Origin of the sequence: Phyllobacterium sp. YR620 (genome assembly GCF_900104165.1) — a bacterium.
GTDB lineage: Bacteria > Pseudomonadota > Alphaproteobacteria > Rhizobiales > Rhizobiaceae > Phyllobacterium > Phyllobacterium pellucidum.
The window spans coordinates 995,358-1,008,457 of sequence record NZ_FNJP01000001.1 but is presented as its reverse complement, the minus strand read 5'-3'; the positions used below and the strand labels follow the sequence as shown (position 1 = coordinate 1,008,457).

17 protein-coding genes are annotated in these 13,100 nt (G+C 58.9%); 9 read left to right on the top strand and 8 right to left on the bottom strand.

Annotation, left to right across the window (positions count from 1 at the left end; genetic code table 11):
- Positions 1–32: 32 nt before the first annotated feature.
- Positions 33–845, bottom strand: coding sequence for a VOC family protein (locus tag BLR72_RS04725; RefSeq protein ID WP_244506615.1), 813 nt, complete (start codon positions 843–845; stop codon positions 33–35).
- Between the two features lie 313 nt (positions 846–1,158).
- Between BLR72_RS04725 and BLR72_RS04720 the strand changes: the two genes are divergently transcribed.
- Positions 1,159–1,707, top strand: coding sequence for an RBBP9/YdeN family alpha/beta hydrolase (locus tag BLR72_RS04720; RefSeq protein ID WP_091945598.1), 549 nt, complete (start codon positions 1,159–1,161; stop codon positions 1,705–1,707).
- Here BLR72_RS04720 and BLR72_RS04715 read toward each other — a convergent pair.
- A complete protein-coding gene (locus BLR72_RS04715) occupies positions 1,704–2,471 on the bottom strand; it encodes an HpcH/HpaI aldolase family protein (protein WP_091945593.1) in 768 nt (255 codons plus the stop codon). The genes BLR72_RS04720 and BLR72_RS04715 overlap by 4 nt on opposite strands.
- Before the next feature lie 119 nt (positions 2,472–2,590).
- Positions 2,591–2,908, bottom strand: a complete 318-nt coding sequence (locus BLR72_RS04710) for a DUF1476 domain-containing protein (protein ID WP_027231625.1) — start codon at positions 2,906–2,908, stop codon at positions 2,591–2,593.
- A 315-nt stretch (positions 2,909–3,223) separates the two neighbouring features.
- On the opposite strand from BLR72_RS04710, the gene purC reads away from it, so the two are divergent.
- The 6 genes from purC (at position 3,224) to BLR72_RS04680 (ending at position 6,787) form a co-directional block, all read left to right on the top strand.
- Entirely contained in the window at positions 3,224–3,988 is a 765-nt protein-coding gene (gene purC / locus BLR72_RS04705; protein ID WP_027231626.1) for a phosphoribosylaminoimidazolesuccinocarboxamide synthase, read from the top strand.
- A 34-nt stretch (positions 3,989–4,022) separates the two neighbouring features.
- Complete coding sequence (purS, locus tag BLR72_RS04700; RefSeq protein ID WP_027231627.1) at positions 4,023–4,262, top strand: phosphoribosylformylglycinamidine synthase subunit PurS; 240 nt, start codon at positions 4,023–4,025, stop codon at positions 4,260–4,262.
- A 19-nt stretch (positions 4,263–4,281) separates the two neighbouring features.
- Positions 4,282–4,539 (top strand): hypothetical protein, encoded by a 258-nt coding sequence (locus BLR72_RS04695; protein WP_091945588.1) that lies wholly within the window; start codon positions 4,282–4,284, stop codon positions 4,537–4,539.
- Positions 4,536–5,204 (top strand): phosphoribosylformylglycinamidine synthase subunit PurQ, encoded by a 669-nt coding sequence (gene purQ / locus BLR72_RS04690; RefSeq protein ID WP_091945585.1) that lies wholly within the window; start codon positions 4,536–4,538, stop codon positions 5,202–5,204. The genes BLR72_RS04695 and purQ overlap by 4 nt, the downstream gene beginning before the upstream one ends.
- A gap of 402 nt (positions 5,205–5,606) precedes the next feature.
- Positions 5,607–6,266, top strand: coding sequence for a glutathione S-transferase family protein (locus tag BLR72_RS04685; protein ID WP_091945581.1), 660 nt, complete (start codon positions 5,607–5,609; stop codon positions 6,264–6,266).
- 104 nt (positions 6,267–6,370) lie between these two features.
- The gene (locus tag BLR72_RS04680) at positions 6,371–6,787 is read left to right on the top strand and encodes a hypothetical protein (RefSeq protein ID WP_027231631.1); all 417 of its coding nucleotides are present in this window, start codon (positions 6,371–6,373) and stop codon (positions 6,785–6,787) included.
- Between the two features lie 256 nt (positions 6,788–7,043).
- Here BLR72_RS04680 and BLR72_RS04675 read toward each other — a convergent pair whose 3' ends face one another.
- A complete protein-coding gene (locus BLR72_RS04675) occupies positions 7,044–7,265 on the bottom strand; it encodes a DUF1127 domain-containing protein (RefSeq protein WP_027231632.1) in 222 nt (73 codons plus the stop codon).
- A gap of 84 nt (positions 7,266–7,349) precedes the next feature.
- Complete coding sequence (locus BLR72_RS04670; protein ID WP_139202494.1) at positions 7,350–7,583, bottom strand: DUF1127 domain-containing protein; 234 nt, start codon at positions 7,581–7,583, stop codon at positions 7,350–7,352.
- 93 nt (positions 7,584–7,676) lie between these two features.
- Here BLR72_RS04670 and BLR72_RS04665 point away from each other — a divergent pair, with 93 nt between their 5' ends.
- Entirely contained in the window at positions 7,677–9,092 is a 1,416-nt protein-coding gene (locus BLR72_RS04665) for an aminotransferase-like domain-containing protein (RefSeq protein ID WP_091945573.1), read from the top strand.
- A gap of 174 nt (positions 9,093–9,266) precedes the next feature.
- Here the strand turns inward: BLR72_RS04665 and ttcA are convergent, their stop codons facing one another.
- The 3 genes from ttcA to rpsD form a co-directional block, all read right to left on the bottom strand.
- The gene (gene ttcA, locus BLR72_RS04660) at positions 9,267–10,109 is read right to left on the bottom strand and encodes a tRNA 2-thiocytidine(32) synthetase TtcA (RefSeq protein WP_091945570.1); all 843 of its coding nucleotides are present in this window, start codon (positions 10,107–10,109) and stop codon (positions 9,267–9,269) included.
- 67 nt (positions 10,110–10,176) lie between these two features.
- On the bottom strand, positions 10,177–11,106 hold the full coding sequence (locus BLR72_RS04655) for a glutaminase (RefSeq protein WP_091945566.1): 930 nt from the start codon (positions 11,104–11,106) through the stop codon (positions 10,177–10,179).
- A 70-nt stretch (positions 11,107–11,176) separates the two neighbouring features.
- Positions 11,177–11,794: a 30S ribosomal protein S4 gene (gene rpsD, locus BLR72_RS04650; RefSeq protein ID WP_027231636.1), complete on the bottom strand. Its 618-nt coding sequence runs from the start codon at positions 11,792–11,794 to the stop codon at positions 11,177–11,179.
- Between the two features lie 296 nt (positions 11,795–12,090).
- Between rpsD and BLR72_RS04645 the strand changes: the two genes are divergently transcribed.
- The gene (locus BLR72_RS04645; RefSeq protein WP_091945563.1) at positions 12,091–13,092 is read left to right on the top strand and encodes an extensin-like domain-containing protein; all 1,002 of its coding nucleotides are present in this window, start codon (positions 12,091–12,093) and stop codon (positions 13,090–13,092) included.
- The last annotated feature ends 8 nt before the right edge of the window (positions 13,093–13,100 follow it).

Below are 13,100 nucleotides of genomic sequence, written 5' to 3'. Positions count from 1 at the left end.
TCAAAGGCCGCGCGTTGCCGAAGTATCGGCGGTCAGCCGCGTTTCGCAGGAACGATGCGGATCACATTGCCCCAGGGGTCGACGATTTCGCGTTCGTCATTGGCCGTAGCCGAGCTGAATTCCGCCCAGGCAAGCCCCGAGCGGTCATTGTCACGCCGTCCCGCGCCGCGGCTTTGCCAGGAATTTGCCGCGACGTGGTGGTGATAGCCGCCCGTCGACATGAATACGGCGCTGCCGCCGAAGCCTGCCACGGTTTCGAGACCAAGCTCCTTGTGCCACCATGCCTCCGCGTCCTTGGCATTGCCGACGCGCAAATGCAGGTGTCCGACCATTGTACCGTCGGGAGCCGACGACCAGGGCGTCTCGCTGCCGGGTTCCGCAACCAGGTTGCCTACATTGAGCGCCTCTGTGCCCATTGCCACCGACGAACCGTTCCAGGTCCAGCTCTCATGCGGGCGGTCCGCATATATCTCGATGCCGTTGCCCTCGGGATCGGTCAGGTAGATCGCCTCGCTGACGAGATGATCGGAAGCACCGACGATAGGCGTGCGCTTTTCGATGGCGCGCTTGGCCCAGCGGGCAAGATCAGCGCGGGCCGGCAGAAGGAATGCGGTGTGGTAAAGGCCGGCGCTGTGAGGATCGTCCGCGCGCACCGCATCTGCCTGCTCGATCTCAAGCAAGGGCGTTTCCCCCGCTCCGAGAGTGATCGATTGACCTTTGCGCGAAATCTCGCGCAGGCCCACGACCTCCTGATAATATTTTGCCAGCGTGTCGGCGTCCTTGGCCTTGATGCCGACCTTCGACACGTGGACCGGCGCCGTTGCCGCAAAAGATGTGTTTTCCATTCTCGTCTCCGCGCGGGCAGTTGCCGCTGTTGCGACGAAAGCAATAGACCCAACAACCAGTTCCCGGCGTGTGATCGCCATGCTTTCCTCGAAAAAATCTCGTTCGCAGTAAGGTCGGATTTATCGGCGCTTGATACAAGCCGAAAGCAGCGAACAGCTTGTTCACAAATATTGAACTTTAGAGCAACGATTGTTTACTAACCATGCGGGCCCGCTGAGGTGCAGCGACGGCGCCATCATTCCTGAGATTTTGCGGAGCGTGCTACACTTTTGGAATGTTGCGATCCCGAAGTGATTCTCCTAAATACGCTGCATGAAAGTCAAAGACGTCGATATTCTCATCGTTCCCGGTTACACCAATTCCGGCCCCGATCACTGGCAGACCCGCTGGGAAGCCAAGCTATCCACGGCCCGCCGCGTCGAGCAGGCGGAGTGGACGAAACCGGTGCGCGAGGACTGGGTGGCCGCGGTCGTCAAGGCCGTCAAAGCGGCGACAAAACCCGTGGTGATCGTCGCCCATTCGCTTGGTGTTCCGACATTCGTCCATGCAATTCCGGAGATCGGCGACAAGGTGAAGGGCGCGTTTCTAGTCACCCCGCCCGACGTTTCGAACCCGAAGATCAGGCCAAAGCACCTGATGACGTTCGGCCCCTACCCGCGCGAACCTTTCACCTTTCCTTCGATTGTCGTTGCAAGCCGCAACGATCACTATTGCGACTATGCGGTCGCCGAGGACCTTGCCGCCGCCTGGGGATCGCTTTTCATCGATGCAGGCGAATCCGGCCACCTCAACGCCGAATCCGGCCATGGCCCCTGGCCGGAAGGCTCGATGGTCTTCGCGCAGTTCCTGTCGCGGCTTTAGGCTTTCTTCAGCCCATCAAGGATGCTTTGCACGCCGAGTGTCAGGTAGCCCGTATCAACGGCAAGCGCCAGGTAAGTATAGCCGAGCGCACTGAAGCGATTGGCCATGTCGGCGTTCGCCGCATAGATCGCGGCGAACTTGCCAGCGGCCTTGGTTTTGGCGGCAATTTTTGTCAGTGGCTCAATGATCGCGTCTGAAGCTGCATTGACCTCGGCGCCCTTGCTCCAGGCGATGGAAAAATCCGACGGGCCGACGAAAATGCCATCGATGCCTTCGACGCCGAGAATGTCGTCCAATACCTCGTAGGCGGCGATGGTTTCTATCATTGCAAAGGCCAGCGTCGACTCATTGGACTCGCGCAGATACGCGCCGGAGCCGCCCTCCCCATAGCTCGCGGGCCGACCGCGCAATTGTCCCCATGACCGTTCGCCCAGCGGCGGATATTTCATCGAAGCAGCAAAAAGCCGCGCATCCTCGACGCTATTGATCATAGGCGCCACCACGGCATCGACCCCGATGTCGAGCGCGCGGCTCGCCATGTCGAAACGTCCGACCGGGATACGCACCAATGCCGGCTTCTGGTTTGCGCGCAGGACGCCGGTCAGCGCGACGACGCTCGCCGTGTCGTGGGCGCCGTGCTGCATGTCGAGAAGCACCGCATCGAGCGGGGTCCGGCACAAGGCTTCCATGACCAGTGGGTCGGTCACGCTCGACCAGCCGGAATAGAGTGTCTCCCCAGCCCTCAGGCGCGACGCAAATGACATGTTTCTTATCCTTCTTCGATTTCGCGGCGGAGTATGGGAAACGCCGCCACGGCGGGTCAAGTCACCGCCATGAAAAAGCCCGGCGCTGTGGCCGGGCTTTTGGGTTCATCAGGCTCGGATCAGGAACCTTCGATCTGGCGGATCGCCTCGACCATCAGTTCTTCCATGGTGCGGCGGATACGATGGTCGGACGTGTCGATACCTGCCGTATCGAAATCAGCGCGGATCTTGCGGAAGACATCGTCGTCACCAGCTTCCTGGAAATCCGCCTTGATGACTTCCTTTACATAGGCATCCGCTTCGTCACCGCTCTTGCCAAGCTTTTCGGCCGCCCATTGACCGAGGAGCTTGTTGCGGCGGGCCTCCGCCCTGAAACGCAGTTCTGCGTCATGCGCATACTTGTTTTCAAAGGCGTTTTTGCGATCTTCCATTGTCATCCTCAGTTGCTCCCGCAATATGATCGGTTGGTTCAATGCTTAAACTACATCCGGGCCTTGGGCGTTTTTCAGGCAGTTCCCCAATGTTTTCGCTTCTTGGGTTCATATAGCCATTCTGCACGAAATCGAAAGACCGAAATGACCCGCTGGAATCAATTTGTCGTAGATCGTTCATAGAGCACCTATATTCCACAAATCAGCGCACCTTAACAAAGGATCATTGTAGAATGCTTGCTTTTACGATAGTTAGCGCGCCAACATGACGGCGCTGCTAAGAACCGGGGCCGACCGATAACTCCAATACCGAGATTTGCAATGAACCGTCGCCGCCGTGTCTACGAAGGCAAAGCCAAAATCCTTTATGAAGGACCAGAGCCAGGCACACTCGTCCAGCACTTCAAAGACGACACCACCGTGCTGCATCCCAAGAAATCGGAAGTGATCGACGGCAAGGGCGTCCTCAACAACCGCATTTCCGAGTATATCTTCAGCCAGCTCAACCGCATGGGCATCCCGACGCATTTCATCCGCCGGCTCAACATGCGCGAACAGCTGATCAAGGAAGTCGAGATCATTCCGCTCCAGGTCGTCGTGCGCAATATCGCCGCCGGTTCGCTGGCCAAGCGTCTCGGCATCGAGGAAGGCACCGTCCTTCCACGGTCGATCATCGAGTTCTACTACAAGAATGACGAGCTCGACGATCCTATGGTTTCGGAAGAGCACATCACGGCGTTCGGCTGGGCTGCACCGCAGGAGATCGACGACATCATGGCGCTTGCCATCCGCGTCAATGATTTCCTGAGCGGCCTTTTCCTCGGTGTCGGCATCCAGCTCGTTGATTTCAAGATCGAATGCGGCCGTCTCTACGAAGGCGATCTCATGCGGATCGTTCTCGCCGACGAATTCTCGCCGGATTCGGCACGGCTGTGGGACAGCCAGACCGCTGAGAAACTCGACAAGGACCGTTTCCGCCGCGACATGGGCGGGCTTATCGAAGCCTACCAGGAAGTCGCGCGGCGTCTCGGAATCATGAATGAAAACGAGCCGACCCGCCCCGCGGGACCGGTTCTGGTCAAATAAGCACTCATCCAATCAGCTCGGAGAAGACAAGTCGATGAAGGCACGTGTCACTGTAACCCTGAAGAATGGCGTTCTCGATCCGCAGGGCAAGGCAATTGTCGGCGCATTGGGCAGTCTCGGTTTCGATGGCGTTGGTTCCGTGCGCCAGGGCAAGGTGTTCGATGTCGAACTCAACACGTCCGACCGCGCCGCGGCAGAGGCCAATCTCAAGGCGATGTGCGAGAAGCTTCTCGCAAATACGGTGATCGAAGATTATAGTGTGGCGATTGATTGATCACTTTTGAGGATTCGCCATGGACGGTATATCGCCCGATCTGATTTACGAAATTCTTCGGAAGATGCAGGGCGACATTGCGTCGTGGAAGGAAAACGGGCGCGAACAGCGCCAGGATAGTATTAGCGTCCGTAGTCATCTGCACCTGCTCGAGGGCGAGATGAACAATCTCAGGGCGTCGATGTCCTCCCTTCACGACCGTCTCGATCGCATCGAAAACCGTCTCGAACTTCGGGAACTCGCGGAAGCACAAGCAAGGTTTGAACCACACCCATGAAATTAGCAGTCGTTCTTCTCCCCGGCCTCAATCGTGACCGCGACATGATCGCGGCCTTGACCGACGTCTCCGGCGTCGCGCCCGAAACGGTGTGGCAGACGGACACCGAGATCCCCGATGTCGATCTTATCGTCATTCCTGGCGGGTTCTCCTATGGCGATTATCTGCGCTGCGGCGCTATCGCGGCGCGTATGCCGGTCATGCAGGCAATCCGCGAGAAGGCGAACAAGGGCGTCATGGTCATGGGCGTTTGCAACGGCTTCCAGATTCTCGTCGAGGCGGGCCTCCTGCCTGGCGCGCTTATGCGCAATGCGTCGCTGAAATTCGTCTGTCGCCAGGTGAAGCTCGAAGTCACCAATGCGAATACCGCATTTACGCGCGGCTATTCCCACGGCCAGATCATCCGCACCCCCGTCGCCCATCATGATGGCAACTATTTTGCCGACGCGGAAACCCTTGCCCGTCTCGAAGGCAACGGCCAGGTGGTCTTCCGCTACGCCGAGGGCACCAATCCCAACGGCTCGATCAACGATATTGCTGGGGTCGTCAACGAGGCGGGCAATGTGCTCGGCCTCATGCCGCATCCGGAAAACCTTATCGAAGCTGCGCATGGCGGCACTGACGGACGCGCCCTTTTTGCCGGTATCCTCGGAGTGGCTGCCTAAGAACTTCTGAACAAAGTCATCAGCGTCCAGATTCTGAACGAGTTCACGCATGTCGCCCGCCGCAAGCTGCGCATGGATTGGACAGAAACCGAGGAGGCGCTTTCACTTGTACGCCGTCTGTGCCCCACTGTCGTGTCACACTCGACCTAGCCACGCACGACACAGCGATCAGGATTGCGCGTCGCTATAATCTTCAGATCTTCGATTCCCTCGTTGTCGCTTGCGCCATCAACAGCGGCAGTTCGGTGCTCTGGTCCGAAGATATGGGGGATGGAATGACCATAGATCGCCTGACAATCAGCAATCCCTTTGGTCGTCCTTGATATCGCCCGCCATTTCGTTAGGCTCCTGCAGGAGCCCGGCAAATCATAGAAATAGCCGGCTCAAATGGAGGAACGTTCAATGAAGCTATATTCCCGCCCGCTATCTCCCTTCTCCTCCATCATCCGTTGCATTGCCTATTACAAGCAGGCGCCGATCAAGATCGTTGCGCCGCCGCCCGGCTCGCCCATCCCGGAGGAATTCCGCGCGATTTCGCCCTTCAACCGAATCCCTGTCCTGATTACCGGCTCTGGCCTTACGGTGATCGAAGCCACCGTCATCGCCGAGTATCTGGAAGAGCATTTTCCCGAGCCGCCGCTTTTGCCGGCCGACTCGCGCGACCGCGCTATTGTGCGGATGCTGGCGCGCGCGGCGGAGCTTGAGGTGCTCGCGCCTACCATGGAACTCCTTGAACTGCTGTTCATGAAGTCGAAGGACGAGGCGCGCATCAGCAAATTGTTCAAGCAGTTGGAGATCGGTCTTGCGGAAATAGAAAACCGGCTCGGCCATGGACCTTATGCACTCGGTGAAGAGATGACGCTGGCCGATGCATGGCTGACGCCGACCCGATTTGTCATGAACCCCTTCCGCCAATTGGCAAATCGTCCTGACCTGCTCGCTCCCTACCCGAGGTTCGACGCGCTGGAGCAACGGATTGTTCAGGATCCGGTGCTATCGCTCGTCTGGTACGAGATGGTGGACGGCCTGAAAATATTCCTCGGGGAGCTCGAAACCGCCTGATCCCCTTTCCCGCATAATCCCGGTGCCGAACAGTGGTTCCGGACAGCTTATGCATAGATGTCCTCTGCGCCCACGCGAAGTGGCGCAGTCGTGGAGAACGCCGCATGAAGACGCCGACGATCGGTATTGCCCTGATGATTTCGCTCGCTGCACTCGCCGGATGCCAATCCAAGAGCAAGCCCGGACCGGGCAGCCTTGCCTTCAATTCTGAGAAGGCCGCGCTGCCGACGATGGAACGCGTTGCGCTCGCCGCCAATGCTTGCTGGTTCAAGTCCGGCGATGCAACGTTCAAGCCCTACCGTCTTGCCCCCGAACTCGATTCCTATTCGGGAAGGCCGCGCATCCTCGTCGTACCGGCGAGCAATCCCGGAGGACGGCCTTTGCTCGTCGTTCATGCCGAGGGCAACCCTGCAAAGGTCGAGGCGTTTGGTCCGCTGATGATGCATTCTTCCGGCAATCGCATTGCAGCAGACGTTCGCCGCTGGGCGAGCGGACAGTCGTCCTGCGCAGCGAGCGGTTAGAGTCGCGGTCATCGTTGGCGTTGCCCGGGCCTCCCTCTCCACCGTCATGCAGGCGCCCCCTCTCCACCGTCATCCTCGGGCCCTTGACCCGAGGACCCATTTTTCCTTTCGACGGTCAACAGCTTCCAGGTGGATCCTCGGGCCAAGGGCCCGAGGATGACGCAAAGGGGGGCAAAAATATACCGCGGAAAATGGTTTCCAGGCGGATCCTTGGACTTACAGCCCGAAGATAACGTCGGTAGGACTGATAGCGGGATTATCCCGAGAAGTAGTTACCGAGATCGGCTTCGATGTGATCGCGCGTTAGGCCGAGGTCCTTAAGCCCGTCTTCGCCGAGGGAGCCAAGCTCAAGCCGCGACCGCCGCCGGTCGATTGCATTTCCCACCCAGCCAAACAGACGGCCGAAACGGTTGCTCTGAGCATGTACTGCCAAGCCTGGATGAACGGGCCTGGCGGGATCGATATAGGTCGTACCCATTACTGCCTCCAAATGTCATCACTTGCGTAATATCTCGTCATAAGCGTTGCACCGAACAAGAGCGTACGGCGCCCGCACGTTGCATCAATCCCAGAAGAAGCGCTTCACCTCGCGTCGCGCTTCGGCGGGCGCAATGCCAATGTCTTCGAGAAGTTCGTTGCTCAGCTCGCTTAGATGCATGCGCGTGCGCCGCTTCAGCATTGCGCGACCGAACCAACTGACGAGCGCAACAATTGTCACGGTCCGCGAGGGTGTCGATGACCGACGAATTTCGCTCGTGCCAGCGCGATCCGCGCCTATTGTCTCTATTGTGCTCATAATTGGCTCCTTTAAGCCGATCATTGACTCTTACTTTGTATGATTGTCTCTATGTATTGACTCAATTGGAAGCGCAATATATTAATTGTTACCATGACAAATTGGCTTCCGAACCTTGAACCTGGCAAAGGCCCGCTTTATTTGCAGTTGGCCGAGCGTATTGAATCCGACATTGCCGAAGGCGTTCTCGCCCCCGGCACGAAGCTTCCGCCGCAGCGCAACCTTGCCTTCGATATCGGTGTCACGATTGGTACCGTGGGCCGTGCTTACAATCTCATTCGGGAGCGAGGCCTCGTCAGCGGCGAAGTCGGTCGCGGGACATATGTCACCGAGCGCCGGGAGCCGATACTTGAGCAGCCGTCCCCCCGCACCGAGACGTTTGGCGGCACGCGCAACCAGGCGGTCGAACCTGGCAGAATACGGCTCGATAGCACGGCCGCCATCGACGTCGGCCAATCGGAAGCGATGGCAGGGTTGCTGGCTGGCATCACCAAGCAATATCCCTCGGAGGTCGCGAGCTACTGCCGCACCCTGCCCGCCTCCTGGCAGGCAGCCGGCAGCCGCTGGCTATCAGCTGCGGGATGGGTGCCGGAGCCCGCTTCGATTGTTCCGACCCTTGGTGCTCACTCCGCGATTCTCGCAATCATCGCCGCCGTAACGGTTCCCGGCGACCGCATCGCTTTCGAGGAACTTACCTATTGCTCGGCTGCCCGCAGCGCCAACCTCATGGGACGGAGAAGCATCATCATACAGACTGAGAGCGGCTCGCTCACCCCTGGCGATTTCGAACGGCATTGCGCCCAGCAGCACCCGAAACTCGTCTTCCTGATGCCTTCGTTGCATAATCCAACGGCCGTCACCATGCCGGAAGACGACCGGCGCGCAATTGTCGATATTGCGCGGCGCTACAATGTCTGGCTCATCGAAGACGAGATCTACGGTTCGCTCACCCGCCACGATCATGTCAAACTTGCCGAACTCGCGCCGGAGCGGACATTTCACATCGGCGGGCTGTCGAAATCCGTGGCCGCCGGTATTCGCAGCGGCTGGGTCGCCTGCCCGCCTCACCTCTCGGCCCGCGTCCTCACGGCCCACAAGATGGTCAGCGGCGGCGTTCCCTTCATAATGATGGAACTGAGCGCCCAACTGGTCAATACCGGCGAAGCTGACACCATCCGCAACGAGGTATGCGCGGAAGTGAACGCACGCGAGGCTTTGGCGGGCTCCGTCTTCACCGGCATGGAATTCGCGTCGCAGCCGCATTCTCCGTTCCTGTGGATGAAACTGCCCGATCCATGGCTCTCCGGCACTTTCAAGAACGCCGCTCTCAATGAGGGCGTGATGATTGACGACGAGGACGAGTTCAAGGCCGGACGCAGCGAAAAGGTGTTTCACCGTGTTCGCGTCGGCCTGACCGTCCCGACGACCCGCCAGGAGCTCGGCCAGGGTCTGTCGGTGTTGCGCCGCCTGATGGAGTCTGACAACGCGAGCTACGACAGCTATTCGTGAAGTGAGTAGTGAGCGGATGAGTAGTTAAGCGAGGGCGTCTTTGGGTAGGTAGGTGGACACCTGTCGGTGCGTGCGTGATTGTATAATCCTCGCCCTTCGAATGATGGGTGCTTTCCGCGCATGACGGCCGTGGTGTGGCGGTCATCCCTCTGGGCATAGCCCGAGGATCCACCTTCAACCCGCCACCAGCCCGGCAAAATCGAAGATCTTGCGGTCGAGCAGATGGCTCGGCCGGGTGTTGGCGAGGGCGCGGATCATCGTTTCCTTGCGGCCGGGCATGCGCCTTTCGATGTCGGCCAGCATGGCCTTCATGGCGTTGCGCTGCAGGCCCTCCTGGCTGCCGCACAGATCGCAAGGAATGATCGGAAACTGCATGGCGCCCGCAAACTTTTCCAGATCATCTTCCGCGCAATAACTCAACGGCCGCAGCACCATCAGGTCGCCTTCGTCGTTGAGAAGCTTTGGCGGCATTGCTGCGAGCCGTCCGCCGTGGAAGAGGTTCATGAAGAAGGTTTCGAGAATGTCCTCGCGGTGATGGCCGAGGACGAGCGCAGCGCAACCCTCTTCCCGGGCGACGCGGTAGAGATGTCCGCGACGCAGGCGCGAGCACAGCGAACAATAGGTCTGGTTTTCGGCGATCTTGTCCGTGACCACCGAATAAGTGTCCTGATATTCGATGCGGTGCTCGATACCGTTCGCCTTCAGGAAATCCGGCAGGATGTGCTTGGGAAAATTCGGCTGTCCCTGGTCGAGATTGCAGGCGAGGAGTTCGACAGGCAGAAGACCGCGCCATTTTAGATCGAGCAACAAGGCCAGGAGACCATAGGAGTCCTTGCCGCCCGAAAGTCCGATCAGCCAGCGCTCGCCGGGCTTGACCATGGCGAAATCCTCGAGCGACTGGCGCGTTTGGCGCAGGAGCCGCTTGCGCAACTTGTTGAACTCGACGGAGGACGGCACGCCGAGAAACATCGGATGGCAGCCGCTTGCGTCGGTGAGGTCAAGCTCATGGATGGTCATGGAAATATCCCGCTACGATCCGGTTCGTCGCCTTAATTGCATCGCAGGATCGCCGAAGGCAAGTCCTTCATTGTCCGAAGACGGACCAGCCGGTGCGCTGGGCGAGCAATTCGAGCGCGGCCGACCCGAGCAGCGAGTTGCCGTTCTCGTTCAATCCCGGCGACCAGACCGCAATCGAGGCTTTGCCCGGCGCCACGGCAAGAATCCCGCCGCCAACACCGCTCTTGCCCGGCAGGCCGACGCGATAGGCGAAATCGCCGGAGCCGTCATAATGCCCGCACATCAGCATCAGCGCGTTGATGCGCCGCGCCCGGCCCGGTGAAACGACGCTGCCGCCATTGAGCGGATTGCGGCCGGCCGACGCGAGATAAAGTCCGGCATGGGCCAGCTGGCGGCACGACATGGCGATAGCGCAATGGTGGAAATAGACCCCGAGGACATGCTCGACGGGATGATTGAGATTGCCGAAAGCGCGCATGAAATTGGCAAGCGCGATGTTGCGATAGCCGGTCTGCGTTTCGGAACGCGCAACGTTCTCGTCGATGGCAATGGTTTCATCATCGGCGACGTGGCGAATGAACTGCACGATTTCGCCGATCGCCTCCCGCGGCTGATGCCCGGCAAGAACCACGTCCGCAACCGCGATCGCACCCGCATTGATAAAGGGATTGCGCGGCTTCCCCTTCTCCTGCTCCAGCTGGACAATGGAATTGAAGGCGTTGCCGGAAGGCTCACGGCCGACTCTCTTCCACAGCCCGTCGCCGATCTTGCCGAGCGCAAGTGTCAGTGTGAACACCTTGGAAATGCTTTGTATGGAGAAATTGGTTTCGGCATCGCCCGCGACATGGATCTTCCCGTCAACCGTTATCATAGCGATACCGAACTGTTTCGGGTCCACCGTCGCGAGTTCCGGAATGTAGTCGGCAAGTTTGCCCTCGCCGATGCGGCCGGAAAGGTCGCTGTAGACACTGTCGACGATAGCCTGAAGGTCGGTCATGGCCGGACTCCGGTTGAAAAAAAAGCCGCCGAGATTTCTCCGGGCGGCTTTTTCTGAAATTCAGAACTGATTAACGCGAATAGAATTCGACGACCAGGTTCGGTTCCATCTGTACAGCGTATGGCACGTCGGAGAAAGCCGGAACGCGGCTGTACTTGGCAACCATCTTGTTGTGATCGACTTCGAGATACTCGGGAACATCGCGTTCAGCGAGCTGAACCGATTCCAGAACGATCACGAGCTGCTTCGACTTTTCGCGAACTTCAATGACGTCGCCAGCCTTGCAGATATAGGACTGGATGTTCGTGCGGCGGCCGTTGACGTTGACGTGGCCGTGGTTGACGAACTGGCGCGCGGCGAAGATCGTCGGAACGAACTTGGCGCGGTAAACGATCGCGTCGAGACGCGACTCGAGCAAACCGATCAGCTGTTCGCCGGTATCGCCCTTGCGGCGTGCAGCTTCCTCATAGGTCTTGCGGAACTGCTTTTCCGAAATGTCGCCGTAGAAACCCTTCAGCTTCTGCTTGGCGCGCAGCTGCACACCGAAGTCGGAAAGCTTGCTCTTGCGGCGCTGGCCATGCTGGCCCGGGCCGTATTCGCGGCGGTTTACCGGGGACTTCGGACGGCCCCAGATGTTTTCGCCAAGACGGCGGTCAATTTTATACTTGGACGATTCGCGCTTGCTCATCGCATTTCCTTTCAACAAATACGAACCGGAGCTCACGCGCCGGTTCAAGGAAACGCGCCCTCCTCTGCCTCCTTTGTGTGAAGACTGACAGAATGATTCACGCACGCATTGCGAAATCACTCACGGGACACGTCAAATGAAACGCAGAGCCGTTGGGCCCTGCGCTGGGGTGGCTTCTAGTGGGAAGGGCCAGGGATGTCAAGCGGGGGCGCGCCTGTTTCAGCGGCTCACATTATTTGAAACCCATGGCCCGGTTGAGGCGTTAGGTTAGACGCTCAACAGGAGTAGAGCCGATAATGACCCTATTCTCGCAGCATTCTCGCAGGTCCATACTTCTTTTATCCTTCACCGCCCTTATCGCAAGCACAACCATCATAACGACGCCCGACGACGCCGATGCACGGCGCCGGCGTCCGCCCCGTGCGGTCACAACGGCAGCGCCACTGCCTGTCGTTCCGCCGATCCCTGAATCCAATCCCCGGGCGGCACAATCGACCGAAGCGCCTAAACCGGAAGAGAAGCCCAAGGAGGAAATCCAGAAAGCGGATCCTGAAACGCCGGTTCCTTCGCAAAAACCTGCTGCAGGGGAAAGCAAGCTCGAACCAGCGTCGAAGCCCGACGTGAAAGCTGGCGAGCAACTGGGGCCCAATCCGCTGCCAAAACCGGAAGAAACCGGCAAAAACACCGAGAAGGGCGATCAGGAAGAGAGTGTTGAAAAAGTCGATCCCTCCATCTCGCCGGACCGTGTCTACCAGAACGCCTGTCCAGCGTTGATGAACGGGGAAGTCGAGGGCTCACTCATACCGCCATTGTCGGAGGGCATCTGCGGCGAACGTTCGCCTTTGAAAATTACGGCGATCGGCAAGGACAATCCGGTGAAATTTGCGGCCGCCATCACCACCAACTGCGCAATGGCCGGTTCGCTGGCGAATTGGATCGTCGAGGTGCAGGCGGAAGCCCAGAAGGATTTCGGAGCGGAAATCGAAAGCATCACCACCGGCTCAGACTATCAGTGCCGCAAGGTAAACAACGGGCATAAGGGCCGTGTTTCGGAGCATGCCTTTGCCAATGCCCTCGATATCGTCGCGTTCAAGTTCAAGAATGGGAAAAAGACGGAACTCGGTACAGGCTGGAAGGGATCGCCCGAGGAACAGACATTCTGGCGCGCCTTGCACAAGGCGAGCTGCGACCGCTTCATGACCGTCATCGGCCCCGACGGTGATGCCGCACACCAAGGCAATCTGCACCTCGATCAGGGCTGTCACGGAAAGAAGTGCGAGGCGCGCATCTGTCAGTAAAGGGCGCG

Coding starts and splice junctions, on each gene's coding strand:
- BLR72_RS04685 (WP_091945581.1), top strand. CDS start 5,607: ATGAAGCTATATTCCCGCCCGCTATCTCCCTTCTCCTCCATCATCCGT.
- BLR72_RS04645 (WP_091945563.1), top strand. CDS start 12,091: ATGACCCTATTCTCGCAGCATTCTCGCAGGTCCATACTTCTTTTATCC.
- BLR72_RS04675 (WP_027231632.1), bottom strand. CDS start 7,265: ATGGGTACGACCTATATCGATCCCGCCAGGCCCGTTCATCCAGGCTTG.
- BLR72_RS04655 (WP_091945566.1), bottom strand. CDS start 11,106: ATGACCGACCTTCAGGCTATCGTCGACAGTGTCTACAGCGACCTTTCC.
- purS (WP_027231627.1), top strand. CDS start 4,023: ATGAAGGCACGTGTCACTGTAACCCTGAAGAATGGCGTTCTCGATCCG.
- purC (WP_027231626.1), top strand. CDS start 3,224: ATGAACCGTCGCCGCCGTGTCTACGAAGGCAAAGCCAAAATCCTTTAT.
- BLR72_RS04680 (WP_027231631.1), top strand. CDS start 6,371: ATGAAGACGCCGACGATCGGTATTGCCCTGATGATTTCGCTCGCTGCA.
- BLR72_RS04670 (WP_139202494.1), bottom strand. CDS start 7,583: ATGAGCACAATAGAGACAATAGGCGCGGATCGCGCTGGCACGAGCGAA.
- ttcA (WP_091945570.1), bottom strand. CDS start 10,109: ATGACCATCCATGAGCTTGACCTCACCGACGCAAGCGGCTGCCATCCG.
- rpsD (WP_027231636.1), bottom strand. CDS start 11,794: ATGAGCAAGCGCGAATCGTCCAAGTATAAAATTGACCGCCGTCTTGGC.
- BLR72_RS04695 (WP_091945588.1), top strand. CDS start 4,282: ATGGACGGTATATCGCCCGATCTGATTTACGAAATTCTTCGGAAGATG.
- BLR72_RS04710 (WP_027231625.1), bottom strand. CDS start 2,908: ATGACAATGGAAGATCGCAAAAACGCCTTTGAAAACAAGTATGCGCAT.
- BLR72_RS04665 (WP_091945573.1), top strand. CDS start 7,677: ATGACAAATTGGCTTCCGAACCTTGAACCTGGCAAAGGCCCGCTTTAT.
- purQ (WP_091945585.1), top strand. CDS start 4,536: ATGAAATTAGCAGTCGTTCTTCTCCCCGGCCTCAATCGTGACCGCGAC.
- BLR72_RS04720 (WP_091945598.1), top strand. CDS start 1,159: ATGAAAGTCAAAGACGTCGATATTCTCATCGTTCCCGGTTACACCAAT.
- BLR72_RS04715 (WP_091945593.1), bottom strand. CDS start 2,471: ATGTCATTTGCGTCGCGCCTGAGGGCTGGGGAGACACTCTATTCCGGC.
- BLR72_RS04725 (WP_244506615.1), bottom strand. CDS start 845: ATGGAAAACACATCTTTTGCGGCAACGGCGCCGGTCCACGTGTCGAAG.